The organism is Thalassospira sp. CH_XMU1420-2 (assembly GCF_037029325.1).
Classification (GTDB): Bacteria; Pseudomonadota; Alphaproteobacteria; order Rhodospirillales; family Thalassospiraceae; genus Thalassospira; species Thalassospira povalilytica.
Window position 1 is genome coordinate 443059 of sequence record NZ_JAYMEG010000001.1, and the last position, 15303, is coordinate 458361.

The 15303-nt window shown below is 49.5% G+C and carries 16 protein-coding genes; 8 read left to right on the plus strand and 8 right to left on the minus strand.

What is annotated here, in order from left to right:
- Positions 1-48: 48 nt before the first annotated feature.
- The 5 genes from WA429_RS02085 to WA429_RS02105 all read left to right on the plus strand — a co-directional run bounded on the left by WA429_RS02085 (position 49) and on the right by WA429_RS02105 (position 2957).
- Entirely contained in the window at positions 49-495 is a 447-nt protein-coding gene (locus WA429_RS02085; RefSeq protein ID WP_287464400.1) for an SRPBCC family protein, read from the plus strand.
- Complete coding sequence (locus tag WA429_RS02090; RefSeq protein WP_287464399.1) at positions 482-841, plus strand: ArsR/SmtB family transcription factor; 360 nt, start codon at positions 482-484, stop codon at positions 839-841. The genes WA429_RS02085 and WA429_RS02090 overlap by 14 nt, the downstream gene beginning before the upstream one ends.
- 194 nt (positions 842-1035) lie before the next feature.
- Positions 1036-1584: a biotin transporter BioY gene (locus WA429_RS02095; protein ID WP_287464398.1), complete on the plus strand. Its 549-nt coding sequence runs from the start codon at positions 1036-1038 to the stop codon at positions 1582-1584.
- A 105-nt stretch (positions 1585-1689) separates the two neighbouring features.
- Positions 1690-2364 carry an energy-coupling factor ABC transporter ATP-binding protein gene (locus WA429_RS02100; protein WP_287464397.1) on the plus strand — a complete coding sequence of 225 codons (675 nt, stop codon included), beginning with the start codon at positions 1690-1692 and terminating at the stop codon, positions 2362-2364.
- Positions 2361-2957 carry an energy-coupling factor transporter transmembrane component T family protein gene (locus tag WA429_RS02105; RefSeq protein WP_114112769.1) on the plus strand — a complete coding sequence of 199 codons (597 nt, stop codon included), beginning with the start codon at positions 2361-2363 and terminating at the stop codon, positions 2955-2957. The genes WA429_RS02100 and WA429_RS02105 overlap by 4 nt, the downstream gene beginning before the upstream one ends.
- A 97-nt stretch (positions 2958-3054) precedes the next feature.
- Here the strand turns inward: WA429_RS02105 and fghA are convergent, their stop codons facing one another.
- Positions 3055-3912 (minus strand): S-formylglutathione hydrolase, encoded by an 858-nt coding sequence (gene fghA, locus WA429_RS02110; protein ID WP_287464396.1) that lies wholly within the window; start codon positions 3910-3912, stop codon positions 3055-3057.
- Positions 3913-3988: 76 nt separating this feature from the next.
- On the minus strand, positions 3989-5113 hold the full coding sequence (locus WA429_RS02115; protein WP_101245291.1) for an S-(hydroxymethyl)glutathione dehydrogenase/class III alcohol dehydrogenase: 1125 nt from the start codon (positions 5111-5113) through the stop codon (positions 3989-3991).
- Between the two features lie 122 nt (positions 5114-5235).
- Here WA429_RS02115 and WA429_RS02120 point away from each other — a divergent pair, with 122 nt between their 5' ends.
- The 3 genes from WA429_RS02120 to wecB all read left to right on the plus strand — a co-directional run bounded on the left by WA429_RS02120 (position 5236) and on the right by wecB (position 8623).
- A complete protein-coding gene (locus WA429_RS02120; RefSeq protein WP_287464395.1) occupies positions 5236-6111 on the plus strand; it encodes a LysR substrate-binding domain-containing protein in 876 nt (291 codons plus the stop codon).
- Between the two features lie 169 nt (positions 6112-6280).
- The gene (locus tag WA429_RS02125; protein ID WP_287464394.1) at positions 6281-7465 is read left to right on the plus strand and encodes a glycosyltransferase family 4 protein; all 1185 of its coding nucleotides are present in this window, start codon (positions 6281-6283) and stop codon (positions 7463-7465) included.
- Positions 7466-7471: 6 nt separating this feature from the next.
- On the plus strand, positions 7472-8623 hold the full coding sequence (gene wecB, locus WA429_RS02130; protein WP_287464393.1) for a non-hydrolyzing UDP-N-acetylglucosamine 2-epimerase: 1152 nt from the start codon (positions 7472-7474) through the stop codon (positions 8621-8623).
- On the opposite strand, the gene WA429_RS02135 is transcribed toward wecB, so the two are convergent.
- From WA429_RS02135 to WA429_RS02160, 6 genes are read right to left on the minus strand one after another with little or no spacing between them, the layout of a single operon-like run.
- A complete protein-coding gene (locus tag WA429_RS02135) occupies positions 8589-10046 on the minus strand; it encodes a lipopolysaccharide biosynthesis protein (protein ID WP_336107147.1) in 1458 nt (485 codons plus the stop codon). The genes wecB and WA429_RS02135 overlap by 35 nt on opposite strands.
- A 20-nt stretch (positions 10047-10066) precedes the next feature.
- Complete coding sequence (locus tag WA429_RS02140) at positions 10067-10816, minus strand: class I SAM-dependent methyltransferase (RefSeq protein ID WP_287464391.1); 750 nt, start codon at positions 10814-10816, stop codon at positions 10067-10069.
- The gene (locus WA429_RS02145; RefSeq protein ID WP_287464802.1) at positions 10813-11883 is read right to left on the minus strand and encodes a GNAT family N-acetyltransferase; all 1071 of its coding nucleotides are present in this window, start codon (positions 11881-11883) and stop codon (positions 10813-10815) included. Before WA429_RS02145 ends, WA429_RS02140 begins: the two co-directional genes overlap by 4 nt.
- Positions 11849-13198, minus strand: a complete 1350-nt coding sequence (locus WA429_RS02150; protein WP_287464390.1) for an O-antigen ligase family protein — start codon at positions 13196-13198, stop codon at positions 11849-11851. Before WA429_RS02150 ends, WA429_RS02145 begins: the two co-directional genes overlap by 35 nt.
- On the minus strand, positions 13195-14412 hold the full coding sequence (locus tag WA429_RS02155) for a hypothetical protein (protein ID WP_287464389.1): 1218 nt from the start codon (positions 14410-14412) through the stop codon (positions 13195-13197). The genes WA429_RS02150 and WA429_RS02155 overlap by 4 nt, the downstream gene beginning before the upstream one ends.
- A gap of 10 nt (positions 14413-14422) precedes the next feature.
- The gene (locus WA429_RS02160; RefSeq protein ID WP_287464388.1) at positions 14423-15292 is read right to left on the minus strand and encodes a polysaccharide deacetylase family protein; all 870 of its coding nucleotides are present in this window, start codon (positions 15290-15292) and stop codon (positions 14423-14425) included.
- Positions 15293-15303 lie beyond the last annotated feature (11 nt).

Consider the following 15303-nt stretch of genomic DNA (forward strand, 5'->3'; position numbering starts at 1 on the left):
GTAACGGGATGTCTTCTGGCAGATTAAATGCAACCAAGAGGTTGCGTTATGTCAAATAGCATTGAAAAGTCGATCGAGATCAAAGCATCGCGGTCGCGTGTCTGGAAGGCCCTGACCGATCATCGCCAGTTCGGCGCGTGGTTTGGTGTTGATATCGATGCACCGTTTGCGGTGGGCAAAGTGTCGTCGGGAAAAATCACCATCGAAGGATTCACACACGTTCCATGGACATCGACGATCAAGGCGATGGAGGAACCGGGTTATTTCGCCTATACATGGCATCCATATGCGGTTGATCCCGCCGTGGATTACGGCAATGAACCCGAAACGCTTGTCGAATTCTGGCTGGAAGAAACCGGAGGTCAGACATCGGTCCGGGTGCGCGAAACCGGATTTGACAATTTACCACCCCATCGCATTGCCGATGCGTTGCGGGCCAATACAAATGGCTGGGGCTTCCAGTTGGAAAACATCAAGAAATATGTCGAAAGCTGAACAAAATCCTGCGAATGGCAAACATGACCGTGATTTTTCGGTCATGTTTGCCGCATTGGGCGATCCGACACGGTTGGCGATCTTTGATCGACTGGCCGATGGCAAGCCGCGTTCGATTTCGGTTCTGTCCGATGATGCCGATATGACGCGCCAGGCGGTGACCAAACATCTGCGGGTGCTTGAAGGCGCCGGTCTGGTGCAAAGCCACAAGGTCGGGCGTGAAAGCCAATATGCCTTTTGCCCCGAACAGCTGGCGCAGGCGCGTGCCTATCTTGATCAGGTGGCGGGACGTTGGGAAACGGCCCTGATGCGGCTTAAAACCTTTGTCGAAGGCGATGATAGCTAACTTTTTGATATTCATCGCATAATTGGTGCGCTGCGATATCAGGGGCAAAAGCCCGGTGTCATTTTGCTTGGCGGGATGAAAATTTGCGGTTATCCCATAGCGCGTTGAGCCGGTCGGGCGGACCGGTTAACGAAAGCATCCTTGCGCAAGGGGTTGATGCAGGGATGCTTTATAACGGCAATGGGAACCGTTACATGAAGACCAAAGATATCGTCTATATCGCCTTGTTCGCAGCTTTGACCGCTGTTCTTGGCCTGTTTCCGCCAATCACACTTCCGATTACCGGTGTGCCGGTGACGGCCCAGTCATTGGGGCCGATGCTGGCCGGTGCGATTCTGGGGGCCCGTCGTGGCGGCCTTTCGATCGTGCTGTTCCTGGTACTGGTCGCACTTGGCCTGCCGTTACTGTCGGGTGGTCGCGGTGGTTTTGGCGTGATGATCGGGGTCACCGGCGGATTTATTTTTGGCTGGGCCGTTTCGGCCTTTGTCATCGGGCTTCTGATCGAGAAATTCTGGAACAGCCTGAATGTCATCAACGCGGCTCTGTCGATCGCCTTTGGCGGGATTGTTGTGCTTTATGCGCTTGGCAATGCCTGGGTCGCGGTCGTGGCTGAAATCAGCTATTGGCAGGCCACCGTGGGTGCCGCACCGTTCCTGATTGGTGATGTGATCAAGGTTGCAATTGCGACCGCGGCCTGTCTTGCGGTACGTAAGTCCTATCCCTTGATTTCCAAATCAGCCTGACGTTTGATGGGCGCAAGTAGCAGTCGCCTTTGCGGTGTGCTTGCGCCCGTTTTATGACCAGACAACTGCCGATCACTTCCCGCAACAGGCCGGACCGACAACCCCATGATCCGTTTTGATAATGTTTCCGTGCAGTTCGATCAGCGCAGGGTGCTGGAAAATATCGACCTCGCGCTTGGTGAAAAGCGGATCGGGATCATCGGGGCCAACGGATCGGGTAAAAGCACCTTTGTGCGTCTTCTGAACGGGCTTCAGACCGCGACCAGCGGACGGGTTTTGGTTGATGACCTTGATCCGGCCAAGGATGGCCGCAAGGTCCGCCGCCATGTCGGTTTTGTCTTTCAGAACCCCGATAATCAGATCGTCTATCCGGTGGTCGAAGAAGACCTGGCCTTCGGGCTCAAGGCCCTGAAACTGCCCAGGGACGAGATCAATCGTCGCATTGATGAAATCCTTGCGCGGTATGATCTGTCGGATTTCAAAACCCATCCCAGCCATCTGCTCAGTGGTGGGCAGAAACAGCTTCTGGCCATTTCCGGCGTTCTGGTGATGGCGCCGCGCTACGTCGTTTTTGACGAGCCGACCACCTTGCTTGACCTGCGCAATCGCAACCGCGTTGAACGGGCCATTGCCGATCTGGACCAGACGGTGATTACGGTATCGCATGATCTTGATCTGATTGCAGATTACGACCGGGTTCTGGTGATCGAAAATGGCCGGATTGCCGTTGATGACCGCCCGGCCGTTGCCATCGCCCGATATCGCGAGATGATGGCATGATCGCCGGGCTTTATATCGACGGGAATTCGGTGCTCCATCGGGCACAGGCCGGGCCAAAGATCTTTGCGATGGTTGCCCTTGGTACCGGTGTTTTCATGGTGCCGGACTGGCCGGTTGTCAGTCTTGTCCTGGCAAGTGTGATTGCGCTTTATCGGCTTTCGGGTTTTGGCTGGCGGGTTATCATCGACCAGATCAGGCCGATGGTGTGGTTGCTGGCGATCTTTTTTGCGGTTCAGCTGTGGCTGAATGACTGGCAGGCGGGGTTGCTTGTCATTACCCGGATTGCGGCCATCGTCATGTTTGCTTCCCTGATCACGTTGACCACCAAAACATCGGATATGCTGGCTTCCCTTGAGCGCGCCCTACGTCCGCTTAAGCCACTTGGTGTGAACCCGGAAAAGGTCAGCCTTGCCATTTCAATGGTGCTGCGGTTTATCCCGGTGATTGCCACGGTCGCATCGGAAATCCGTGATGCCCAGCGTGCGCGCGGCCTTGATCGATCCATCCTTGCGATGATCGTACCACTGATCATCCGAACCCTTAAAATGGCCGATGATGTTGCCGATGCGATTGAAGCGCGCAGCTTTGATTAGGCGATCATTCGTGCATGAAAAAAGAAAAAGCCCCGACACGTCAGGGGGGTAGGGTGCATGGCGACGTGCCGGGGGAGTTCGAAGATCAGGGGTGCAATCAGCTCAGGCCAAGATGCTTGGCGTGGAAGCGGATGTGATCTTCGATAAAGCTTGAGATGAAGTAATAGCTATGGTCATAGCCATCCTGCATCCGCAGGGTCAGTGGATAGCCTGATGCCTTGGCGGCGGCTTCTAGCGCCTCTGGCTTAAGCTGTTCGCCAAGGAAGCCGTCAGCATCGCCCTGATCCACCAGTGCCGGGGTTTGGGCATCGGATGCGGTGGCCGCCTTCATCAGTTCCGAACTGTCCCAGGCCTTCCAGACCGATTTGTCATCGCCCAGATAATTGCCAAGCGCCTTTTGGCCCCACGGGCAATTGATCGGGTTGGTGATCGGTGAAAAGGCCGTAACCGATTTGAAGGTGCAGGGATTGCGCAGTGCAATCATCAAGGCACCATGCCCGCCCATCGAATGGCCGGAAATGACGGCATCGTCGCTGACCGGGAAATGATCCCTGATCAATTCGGGCAGTTCCTTGGTCACGTAATCATACATGCGGTAATTGCGTGCCCAGGGTTCCTGGGTGGCATTGACATAAAAGCCCGCACCCTTGCCGAAATCATAGGCTTCGTTCTCGTCATCGGGGACGTGATCGCCACGCGGGCTGGTATCCGGGGCGACAATCGCAATGCCCAGTTCGGCTGCAACGCGAAACGCACCGGCCTTTTGCATGAAGTTTTCATCGGTACAGGTCAGGCCCGAAAGCCAGTACATCACCGGAACCTTGGTGCCGTTGCCCGCCTGTGGCGGCAGGAAGATGGCAAAGCGCATGTCACAGCCCAGTACCGCGGACGGGTGGGTGTATTGCTTTTGCCAGCCACCAAACACCTTGTTGCTTGACGCGTTTTCAATACCCATTTCGGGGCTCCTTCTGATCGGCCATTGCCGGATGGTGTCCGGCAATGGCGTGATAGTTCAATTAAATAATCGATGATCAGTAATGGATAACCGAACGGATGCTTTCACCCTCATGCATCAGGTCGAAAGCCTCGTTGATGTCTTCAAGCTTCATGGTATGGGTGATGAAGTCAGACAGCTTGAACTCACCGGCAAGGTAGCGTTCAACATAATCAGGAAGCTGCGAACGGCCTTTGACGCCGCCAAATGCGGTGCCGCGCCAGACGCGGCCGGTGACAAGCTGGAACGGACGGGTCGAGATTTCCTGACCGGCACCGGCAACACCGATAATCACCGATTCACCCCAACCCTTGTGGCAGCATTCAAGCGCGGATCGCATGACATTGACATTGCCAATGCATTCAAACGACCAGTCGACGCCACCGTCGGTCATCTCGACAATGACTTCCTGGATCGGTTTGTCGAATTTCTTGGGATTGATGCAATCGGTCGCGCCGAGCTGTTTGGCGAGATCGAATTTTTTCTCGTTGATATCGATGGCAAGGATGCGGCCGGCACCGGCCATTTGGGCACCGATGATCGCCGAAAGACCAATGCCGCCAAGGCCAAAGACGGCCACGGAGTCACCCTTTTGCACCTTGGCGGCGTTGACCGTCGCCCCCATGCCGGTGGTGACCCCGCAGCCAAGCAGGCAAACTTCTTCAAGCGGGGCGGATTTGTTGATTTTGGCCAGCGAGATTTCCGGCAGCACGGTGTATTCCGAGAAGGTCGAGCACCCCATATAGTGATAGATCGGCTTGCCATTCTGCGAGAAACGGGTGGTGCCATCGGGCATCAGGCCCTTGCCCTGGGTGACGCGGATTTTCTGGCACAGGTTGGTTTTGCCCGATTTGCAGAATTTGCACTCGCCGCATTCCGGGGTGTAAAGCGGGATCACGTGATCGCCGACCGCAACGCTGGTCACACCTTCGCCGATGGATTCAACAATGCCGCCACCTTCATGGCCAAGGATGGCCGGGAAAATACCCTCGGGATCGTCACCCGACAGGGTAAAGGCATCGGTATGGCAAACACCGGTGGCAACGATTTTGACGCGCACTTCGCCGGCCTTGGGCGGGGCGACCTGGACTTCTTCGATCGACAACGGTTTGCCCGCTTCCCATGCGATGGCGGCTTTGCAGGTGATGGTTTCAAGGCTCATGACGCTTCTCCGGCAGATGAATATTTTGAATATGCCCAGTCTATTTATTTCTTCTGATCCGATAATCCGGTATTTTGGTAAATGACTTTTACCAACGTGTAATAATCTAATCGGATGCTGGCATGAATACCTGGAACGGAATCAGCGAATTTATCGCGGTTGCCGAACATCAAAGCTTTACCGCGGCGGCCAAACAGCTTGGCATTTCGGTTGCCCAGGTGAGCCGTCAGGTCACCGCCCTTGAAGAAAAGCTTGGCACACAGCTTTTTTACCGCACCACGCGCAAGGTCAGTGTGACCGAGGCCGGGCAGATTTATTACCAGCATTGCCGTCAGTTGCTTGATGGTCTGGGCGAGGCGGAGCGCGCCATTGGCAATCTGAGCGAGGTGCCGCGCGGCAAGCTTAAACTGACCGCGCCGACGACCTACGGGGAAACCGTGATCGCCCCGCTGGTCAATGATTTCGTCGCGCGCTATCCCGATCTTGAAGTCCAGTGCCGGTTCACCAACCAGAAGCTTGATCTGGTGCTTGAAGGTTATGACATGGCGATCCGTCTTGGCCGGTTGGAAGGCACGACCGGAAGCCTGATGACCCAGCAACTTTCGACCCGCCGTCTTTATGCCTGTGCGGCGCGCAGCTATATCGCCAAACGTGGTGAGCCGCATTCACTGTCCGAGCTTAACCATCATAATTGCCTTGTCGGGACGCTTGATTACTGGCGCTTTGAAGAAGACGGGCGCGAACGCACCATCCGTATCCATGGCTCCATCCATGCCAATAGCGGGCAGGCGCTTCTCGATGCGGCGCTTAAGGGCATCGGGATTGTGCAATTGCCCGACTATTACGTCGATCCCTGGATCGCCAGCGGCGATTTGATCCCGGTCCTGACCAAATATCAGCCTTCAGACGAAGGCATCTGGGCGATCTATCCGACCAACCGGCACCTAAGCCCGAAAATCAGGATGCTGGTGGAGCATCTGGGGCGGTATTTGGGATGACGGTCTTTGATGAAGTTTGAACTCGTTCGAGGGGATTTGGACTTTCTTTTATCAGGTTTTGATTGTTTTATACTGAACTTCACGGCTTTGGATTGATGTCAAAGTCGTTACCCGATGTTTTGGTTCGGAGTGGAGCAAGATTGCGAGCTGCCGTTAAAAGGTCCCTGTTTTGACGAAAACGCTGATTGTCGTTGTTGCCGCGCGCATCACAGAATGGGTTGAGAAAGGGGAGGTTTCCCCAGGGTATTTCAATCCAGACAGTAGATTTGAGAAAATTGTCATTGTGTCGCTGGTCCAAGACGCTGCGGGGCAAGGCATGCTTCGATATTTGTGTGGTGATGCGGAATGTTTGTTTGTGCCGCTGAACTTTTTATCGACTTCCGGTTTACTGCGTTCGGCAGCATTTAACGCATACCTGACGGGCTTTTATATAAAGAAGTGGGTTGTGCCGAAATTACCGACGAACCGCGAGTTTGTTGTGCGGTCATACGGGGATACATTTTCGGGCAAGTTTGCGGCAATTCTTGCGCATTTTCTGCGGTGCCGATCTGTTGCCAGTATTCACACCACATTCACCCATTTACCACCCCAAGAGGTCCAGACACCAAAGAGCAAGATCATCAGAATTCTTGAGGGATGGTCGCGAGAATATGCACACCGGCATATTGATGCACTTGCTCCAGTTTATAGCCCGATTATGGCATCCATTTCGGTTTCATATCACGATAAAACCTACATTGTGCCCAACGCCGTTGACGTTAAAAAAAGCGACAGAAAAACAGACTTTTCCCGCTCGGGCGACCTGAAAATCATATCCGTGGGTCGGCTTGTTCCGGGGAAAAGTTTGCTGCCAATCCTGGAAGGACTTCTTAAGCTTGATCAGTGGCACTTGACCATTGTCGGTAGCGGGCCGTGCGAAGGAGAAATAAGAACGTGGGTCATGAAGCATGGCAAGGAAACAAATGTCACGTTCATTGCATCCATGCGCAATAAAGAACTTATTGCTTCTTTAAAGGATTTTGACTTGTTCGTAGCGCACACAAGTTACGCCGAGATCCCCAAGACAGTGATCGAAGCAGGCTTGATCGGGTTGCCAATTATTTTAAACCAGCCTGTTGCAACAGCATCCCGAGAGTACGTCGATGCGCCGATTTTTTGGGCTAATGCGAACGCAGACGGCTATTATAATGCCTTTAAGGATTTTTGGGCTTGTCGGGAAAAGTGGCAGGGAATAGGCCATAGCACGCGAAAGCATTTCGAAAGATGGTTTGAGCCTGTTTTTGCTGGAAAAATGATGGCTGATCTACTATCGCAGAGCGAGAATGATTGTCTGCGCCCGTGGAACGAGGAATAGGATTGCGTGACTGATATTGCACCGAAACAGATTGCCGTTGTTGCAGGCACGCGACCAGAGTTCATCAAGCTGGCTCCCGTTATTCGTTCTCTGCGTGCAAAATTGGGGGAAGCCCGTGTTAGGGTCTATTCAACCGGTCAACACAGAAGCCTGATGGATCAGGCAATCCACAGTTTGCATTTAAAAGTTGATGTTGATTTTGATTTGATGACGCATGCGCAGCCCGCAGCTGAGATACAGCGTCGAGTTATATCTGCTCTGGACCGCGAATTTCTGGCGAGAAAACCAGATATTGTTGTCGTTCAAGGCGATACGATCTCTGCATTTGGTGGTGCAATGGCCGGATTTCTTAACCATATTCCGGTTGCTCATGTTGAGGCAGGGCTGAGAAGCCATAACATAAATAATCCCTGGCCTGAGGAAGGGTTGAGGCAGATGATCGCGCGGATTGCATCGATCCACTTGGCTCCAACACCTATAGCAAAACAAAATCTTCTTACTGAGGGCATTTCTGACGATTGCATTCATGTTGTAGGGAACCCGGGTATCGATAGCCTGGTTGCGACCCAAAAAATCAACTCAACAAGTTCGCGTGTTGGTGTGGTTGAGCATTATTGCCCGGGAGACAAGCCTTTTGCGCTTGTGACAATGCATCGACGTGAGGCGCTTCAGGGTGCACTGGACGCGTTCTGTGAGAACCTCGAGCTTGCCATAAAAAGACATCCCGAAATTGACTTTGTGTGGCCCGTGCACCCGAACCCGAAGGTTCGCGATACTGTCGGGCGCCATTTCGTTGCCAAGCTCCCAAATATGTATTTTGTTGAGCCGCTGCCCTATGACGAAATGATGGCTCTGCTTCCGCAAGCTCGCATCGTCATCAGCGATTCCGGGGGAATGCAGGAAGAAGCACCATATTGTGGTGTGCCCATTATTGTGATGCGCGATGTCACCGAACGGCCCGAGATCATTGATCTGGGTTTGGGCAAGCTTGCCGGGGCGTGTGGAGCAAGTCTCCCTGATGAGCTGGAGAGATTGCTTGCTCTTGGTGTAGATGGACGGGCAGTTGAGCGCTGGCAGAGTATTCAGGGAAAAGGCAAGGCGGCAGAAGCAATATCAAAGATTCTTATTGCGCGTTTAACCGTTGCAGAACTGGTGTAAGCAAAAAACGGATTGCCCCGTACGTTGCTGCAAAAATAACAGCAGAAAACGCAATTTGGTAGAAGAGCGAAGATATCGTAAGTATTTGATGTGCAAAGAAGTATGTTGTGATTGCCGTGATACCATTAACGGTCACCAGCGTCACGAATGAGCGCATTGGCCAAGCACAACCTACAAATCCGTTTCGATTGGCGCTTATTGCGAAAAATAGCCCAAGCGTTGCCTTGCCAATCAGCATTCCAGACGCAACTCCGACCAATCCCCAGGAGGGAGCTAATTGCCAAGCAGAGCCAAAGCTCAGCAAGGAGCAAATAACCGAAGCTGTCATTAGCCTTTTTCCGGATGAAACGCAGACCAGGTAGTATTCCCAGCCGGTGGTCATCTGCGATATCAGAATTGCACAGCCGGCAAGGAGTATGACCGCCGTCATGTTGCTTACTGGGCTGTTCAATAAAAGTGACACCGCGGGATTTACGACCAGAATGGCCAGAGCCAATATCGGTAGAGCCAATTCTGTAAACAGCATGGTGCGTTGCCTGACAGTAACCCGGCAATGCTCAGTTTCACCATTACGCACGTGGGCGGAGACGGTTGGAAAAAGCAACCACCAAATTGGTGCCCCCAATGCAGCCAGAACGGACAAAATCATGATCGATGCGCCGTAATGTGCAACGGCCTCGGGGCCAAGAAAGCGCCCCACAATCAGTCGATCGCCCAAGTTTCCCGCCCATTCTGCAAGCCCTGCCAGCATAAATGGTAATCCGCTGAGTGCGACTTGTAAAAGAGAGCTTTTGTTCTTGGTGCTGTGCTTCTTTATACGAATTAGGATCGGTATGAGTAAGTATGCAATTACTACGACCTTGGCAGCTGCAATCGACAGCAGCGTCGATCCCAAAGACAGTTTGTCAAACGTAAGAACGACACCTAAGAATGCCATTTGAAGTGCGAAACTGACAATTTGAATATAAAGAGAAAGTCGCGCTTTGACCATTGCGCGCATATATTCGCCGATTAATGCTTCGACGGCAAAAATCCATGCAAGGCTTGGCACCACTATCGTAAGCCAGCTGGGGGCTAAAATAGTGTTGAGAGATAGAAATATCAGTACGTTTTCGGCTGTGAATGCAAGAATCAGCATGAGAGATAGGCACAAAAAACTTACGATTCCTATCGCTGTCAGCAAAAGATTCGGGGCATCAGAGCTATCGGTCCGACCTGCCAGTTTGCGAATTACGGTAAATCCGAGACCGGCTGATACCAACGGTACAAATGCAAAGGCAAGGCTCATTACCTGAAGGTAACTGCCAAAAACAACAGCACCAAGAGACCATGAGAGAAGTGGGGTTAGGATAAATGCGTTTGAGCGCACAACACCTTCTGCGACAAACCTCACGCCAAGGTCGCTTTTGAAAAATGTGATCATTTTCCTTGATACGTTATCGATCAAGTTTCAAAGGCCTTTTGCAGAACGATATATTCGCGATTGGCGAAGGTGGGTATCCGTGCAGAAATTTTGCCATCAAGATCGGGAGCCTGCCGCGTGGAGTGGATCAAGCTACGCAGGCGTGTTCTGCTTTCAACAAATGGAAGATACAATAATTGGCTCAGGAAGCCTGTTGCGATGCTTTCGATTACAGTGCATTTCAAATCTCTGAAGAGTTTTCGGGTGTTACCTGCCGAGAGGGGAAAAATCCCCGGAAATCCTATCTTCTTGTAGTGATTTCGCCAATAAAGCCATCCGATGTTCCAGGGACGGGCGATATCCAGGATGATATATCCCCCTGGCTTGACAGTGCGAACAAGTTCGGCAATTGCGTTTCCCTGATCCGGCATAAGGAGAAGTGTGGCAAAACAATAAGCCATGTCTGCCGAATTGTTTGTGATCGGAAGGGACTGTGCAGCTGAAACAACAGGGATTGGTCGCTGTTCTTGCGTGATTGCAAGGAATTCTTTGCGTTTACACATCTGCTTGAGCATGCCGGGACTTAAATCAACACATATAACTTTCCGCCCAAGACAGGAAAGGTCTACGGCGTGTCGGCCATTGGCGCCACCAACATCAATGACAGTCTGGCCCGCTTCTGAATATTTCTCAATAAGTTGCCATTTAAGAGCCTGAGTATACTCTTCGCCAATTTCGGTTTCGTACCCTGCCGCACGCTCATTAAAATGCTTTTGTTCTGTAGATGTCACTTTTTAGTCCTGCCCTGCCGCAGATGTCTTGCAATGTTCATCAGGGATTCCGTAACAGGTCGATATATCATCTGTCCCCGGAAGTAAGGGTATAATGTTCCCCCGAATGATTTTTTGAAGTCGTTCAGTCCCTTGAGTTTGCCGTCCGCCGCGCCGGGAAATGCTTCTCCACACTCGAGATAGTCAATTGAAGATTTTGAGAACTCGGTAATTGCATGCCATATCCCGAAATCGTTTGCGCAAAGCTTTAAAGCATCATTGCTTCCTGCTGTCGTCCAATAGAGTGCGCTATTTTTATATATGAGAAAATTGTGTATTGCTAAAGTTCTGGTGTCGCTTTTGACCACGCAGCTTTTAACCAATCCTGCGCTAGATATAGGGCCAAATATTTCGGAGAAATAATCTACTGGATGCGGCGGGATGTTATTGCGGCCACAGGTTTCCAAGTGCAATGCATAGTAACAGTCCAGCATAGATCGATCAGGGGTAACTAAACTTGCGCTTAGCTGATTCCTGCGTGCCTTCTTGATCTGTTTTCGGCATCGGTGCTCAAGATTATTCCAGAGCTGTTCCTCATTTTTGTCCGAAAAATCTAGCAGCCAAGTCTGAGTAGACGTATCTGTGTATCCGAAGTGACATAATGGATTGGGAAGTAAGGTTGAAGCACTCAAAAAATTGGTCGCAAGGGGGGGGCAAGAAAAGTCAATTCTTCGTGCTTTCTCCATAAGTGCAAGGCGCTCAAGTTCTCCAGCTATAACGGCACGTACCTTATCCTTTGTTCGTCGGGGAATGCGGTCATCTATGATCGGGCCACCTGTTCCTTCAAGGTGCGGGCCGAAAATAAACCCAGCAGACTTGGTCAAGACAAGAGCGAGAGGGATTAGCGCAACTAACCTGGAAGCATCTTGTTCATCTAGCACTGCAAACGACTTGTCATTTGTCCTGGACCATGTCGCCCTTGCATCAAGCAGTTCCCACCGATGCCAAGCCCACGCACCAGAAAATTCATCGACTGCTTTGTTCCAAAGGTCTTTAGGGCATTTTTGGCGGTCGAGAACTTTGAGCATCTTGTTCAACTGTTTGTTCGGATTTTTGCTGCAGTGAGAACCATATCCCCAACAAGGTAAAGAATATTAAATGGATGTAGTGGAATCGGGTTATACTCAAATCAAATGCTTCAGCAACAAAAAGTCCGAGCAAGATGCCTGAGATGAGATGAGATTGAGTGGGATAGTGCTCATTTTCTGATGTTTTCCGGCTATTGGCGAGGATCGGGTACAGCCACAAAACCAGCAATGGTAACGTACCAATGATGCCAGTTTCTACCAGTGAGTTTAGTACTACTGAATGAACGGCTTGAGTATCAGGGCTTGCGGGAAACAGATACTCGGATCCAAGACCGAAGCCGACGCCAAGCAGCCAATTATCTAAAAATCCGTTCCATGCGGTCCTGAGCAAGCTGCTACGCTCTCCAAGATGCAAAAATTCATGGCTCGGCATGTTGGAAAATATTTTAGATGTAATTTTTTCAAGGTTGTCGCCTGTTGATGTAAGTGTTGTAAAAGTAAAAAGTAATAAAATAATGGTTAATGAAAATAATTTTTGGTATGTTGTTCTTTTTATGGTTGTGTAAATGAGCGATGTTATGAATAGAGCTGCTCCCATTCTTGATCCGGATAGTATTAGTCCTAATATGGATATTATTTGTATTGATATTTTTATTTTTGAATTGAATGATTTTGAGTTGGCCATAAAAAAAGATATGGCACTCATTAGACCGAGTCCGTTGGCGTTGGAGAATAGTCCGCTATATCGTGAAATATAAAATTTCTCATCTTCATAGAAAAATGCCCTGTGGGATATTTTTTGAGTTATTTCTATTCCAAGTAATCTAAAAGTTAACGTTTCGCTTGGTCTCGTGGTCACAATGTGGTTGTCAGCAATTGCTCCTATAAATGAATATCCGACTGATGTGATGCATACTAAGACTACTCCCGTCATAAATCCTTTTGTAAATTGTTCAATGTCTCTGATCTGCGAGGTTATTATGAGTATCAGTCCTGGGGTTAGGAATGATATTGCGACTCTATATATAGATAAGTTGGCGTTTTCAGAGTTAATTGATGTTATCAAGCATATAAGCAAGTATGATGAGAAAAATATAAGTAAATTTTTGGGTTTATTTAATTTTTTATTTGTTTTTTTGTTCTGAAATATGTTAAATATAATTAATAATAATAATATTGTTGATATTAATATTTGATATTTGTTTTCTGTGAATATTTTTTCGTTGTTTATGTTTACGCTTAGAAACGGAACTATAATAAATAGGGATGTTATAGTTCCTAGTATAGTTGAATTTATATTGTAATTGGTTTTCATTTTTTGATTGTTGAATTAATTATTTTGAGAAATGTTTTAGACACGTGGTCTGAGTTGTATTCAGGGCTGTGTGCCTGTTTCATTTGAATAGGTTTGGGGACTCTTAAGATGTTTTCCATTTCAAGTGAGATGGATGATGGATTTTCTATGTTTGCAATGAGGTGGCCATTCTTGATTGTGACCTCTTCTACTGTGCCGGGTCCGCAAATCGAAAGTATAGTCGTTCCGCTCCCGATGTAATCAATAATTTTTGATGGTAGATAGAAGCTTTCTTGCTGTTCAGTGCTGTCGACAACGATTAAAAGGTCAGACGTTTGCATCAGCCTGAGAGCCCTTTTATGAGGGATTTGTCCCATATAGATTATTTCACGATCTTCGTGTCTTCTGTTGAAATCGTTGAAGTTTTCGTACCGCGGATGGGCGGTTCCAAAGATTTCTATTCGAACTTTTTTTCCATTGGGTACTTTCAAAATGTCAAGTGCTTGAATAAGCGTATCCGGTTTGCGGTTCCCATAAAACGAGCCAAAAATCCGCCATACTAGTTCATTTTTACAGCTTTCAAAAGTGACACAGCTTTCGGCGCTGTAAAGTTTAGGGTCAAAGCAGTGCGGTACAACGGAGGATTTCTCGATCAAGTTCTTTCTATTTTGACACATATGATCAAGTAGTCCCTCCGTCGGAAATACTAAATGGTCAGACGCTTGAAGCACTTTATTCTCTTGGTGTGCACTGTAATTTGAAAATATCGGCACATCTTTTTGGTGATCTGAAGACGACCAGGGGTCGGAGAAGCATGAAATCCATGGCAACTGTGGAAATTTTTTCTTCAGATACAGTCCTACAAGATGCGCAGAGTGGTATTGCGACCTTGTTATAATGCAGTCGTAGTTTTGTGGTGCAATCTTGATTGCTTTCTGGCGGACGCTTCGGTTGGCAAGGATCCAGCGATCAGGGCGGATCGGTAGTCTGGGGGTGCGGCACAGCTTCCTGGTCAGCCACGAAGGTGTTACCTTTATTACTTGCCCGTTTATGCACTCAGCGTATTCTCCCATCTCTGGGTCAGAATAAGAGCTAACCAAGCCATCTTCCAAGGTTAGTATGTCGATTTCGCAGTCGGGTATGTTGCGGAGAAGTTTTGCTGTTACAAATGCTTCTGGGGTTGCCGTGGGTGGGTAACAGTATCCAATGACAAGAATCCGTGGGCTGGAAGTCATGTGTGTATTCTCAGTTTTTCTTGCCTGGGACAAGGTTATCATAGTGTATATTACAATACGGTTTAAAGCTGGTAAGTAAATCTAATATTTCTTGATCATAGGCGATATCAGCCGGATCAAAATAAATGTTCACTAGGAGGCTTTTCCCGGCTGCGAGTTCTATCTTGTAACCTTTGAGTTCATTCAGGAGTGCCTGGCGCCCAGCTGCATCTGGCGCGGAGAGAAAACCCCAGCTGTCCATAAGTTGCGTTGGCTGTCCAAGGCATCCGCTAAGAGGTATTTCGGTTAAGCTTGCGTGGGGTTTGTGTAGCGGCCCGTAAGAGAAGCTGAACGCCGGTGTGGTGGACGTAGATATCTGGTAATTGAGAGAGGAGAGGAAGTCATACAGTTGGCGAAGTTGGTTTGTATTGTTGAACTCGCCAAAATGCGGTGTTCGAAATATAATCGGAGGTTCTCCGGTTAGCGATGCTATGGCTTCGTGTCCGGCGAGTATGTCTTGTTGCCATGTGTTTTTGTCGACGTCTCGATATGTGAATGTCGAATACGGTTTGCCTGTCGCAGGATCAACGGCTGCGTGCTCTCTATAGCCATGGTTTATAAAATACCCGCCGAGTGAGGGGAGTTCTTTGTATTTATCCCAGTGTTTTTCCAGTAATTGTCCTGGAATGGCGTAGGCGGCGCGAATTCCTGCGCGATGAAGTTGTCTCTGAATCTTAATGGAGGCATCGGCGTCTCTGCTTGTGTCGCAGTCAAATGACAGCAGAAATGAAGCATTGTTTTTCAGGTGTTTTTCTGCCCATGCAATTGCCCGTCGTTTATAAAGAGCAGGTGCAAGTTTCAGTGCTACTTTGCTAAGGATAATGCGAACGGCATCTACCATTGGTTGGGCAA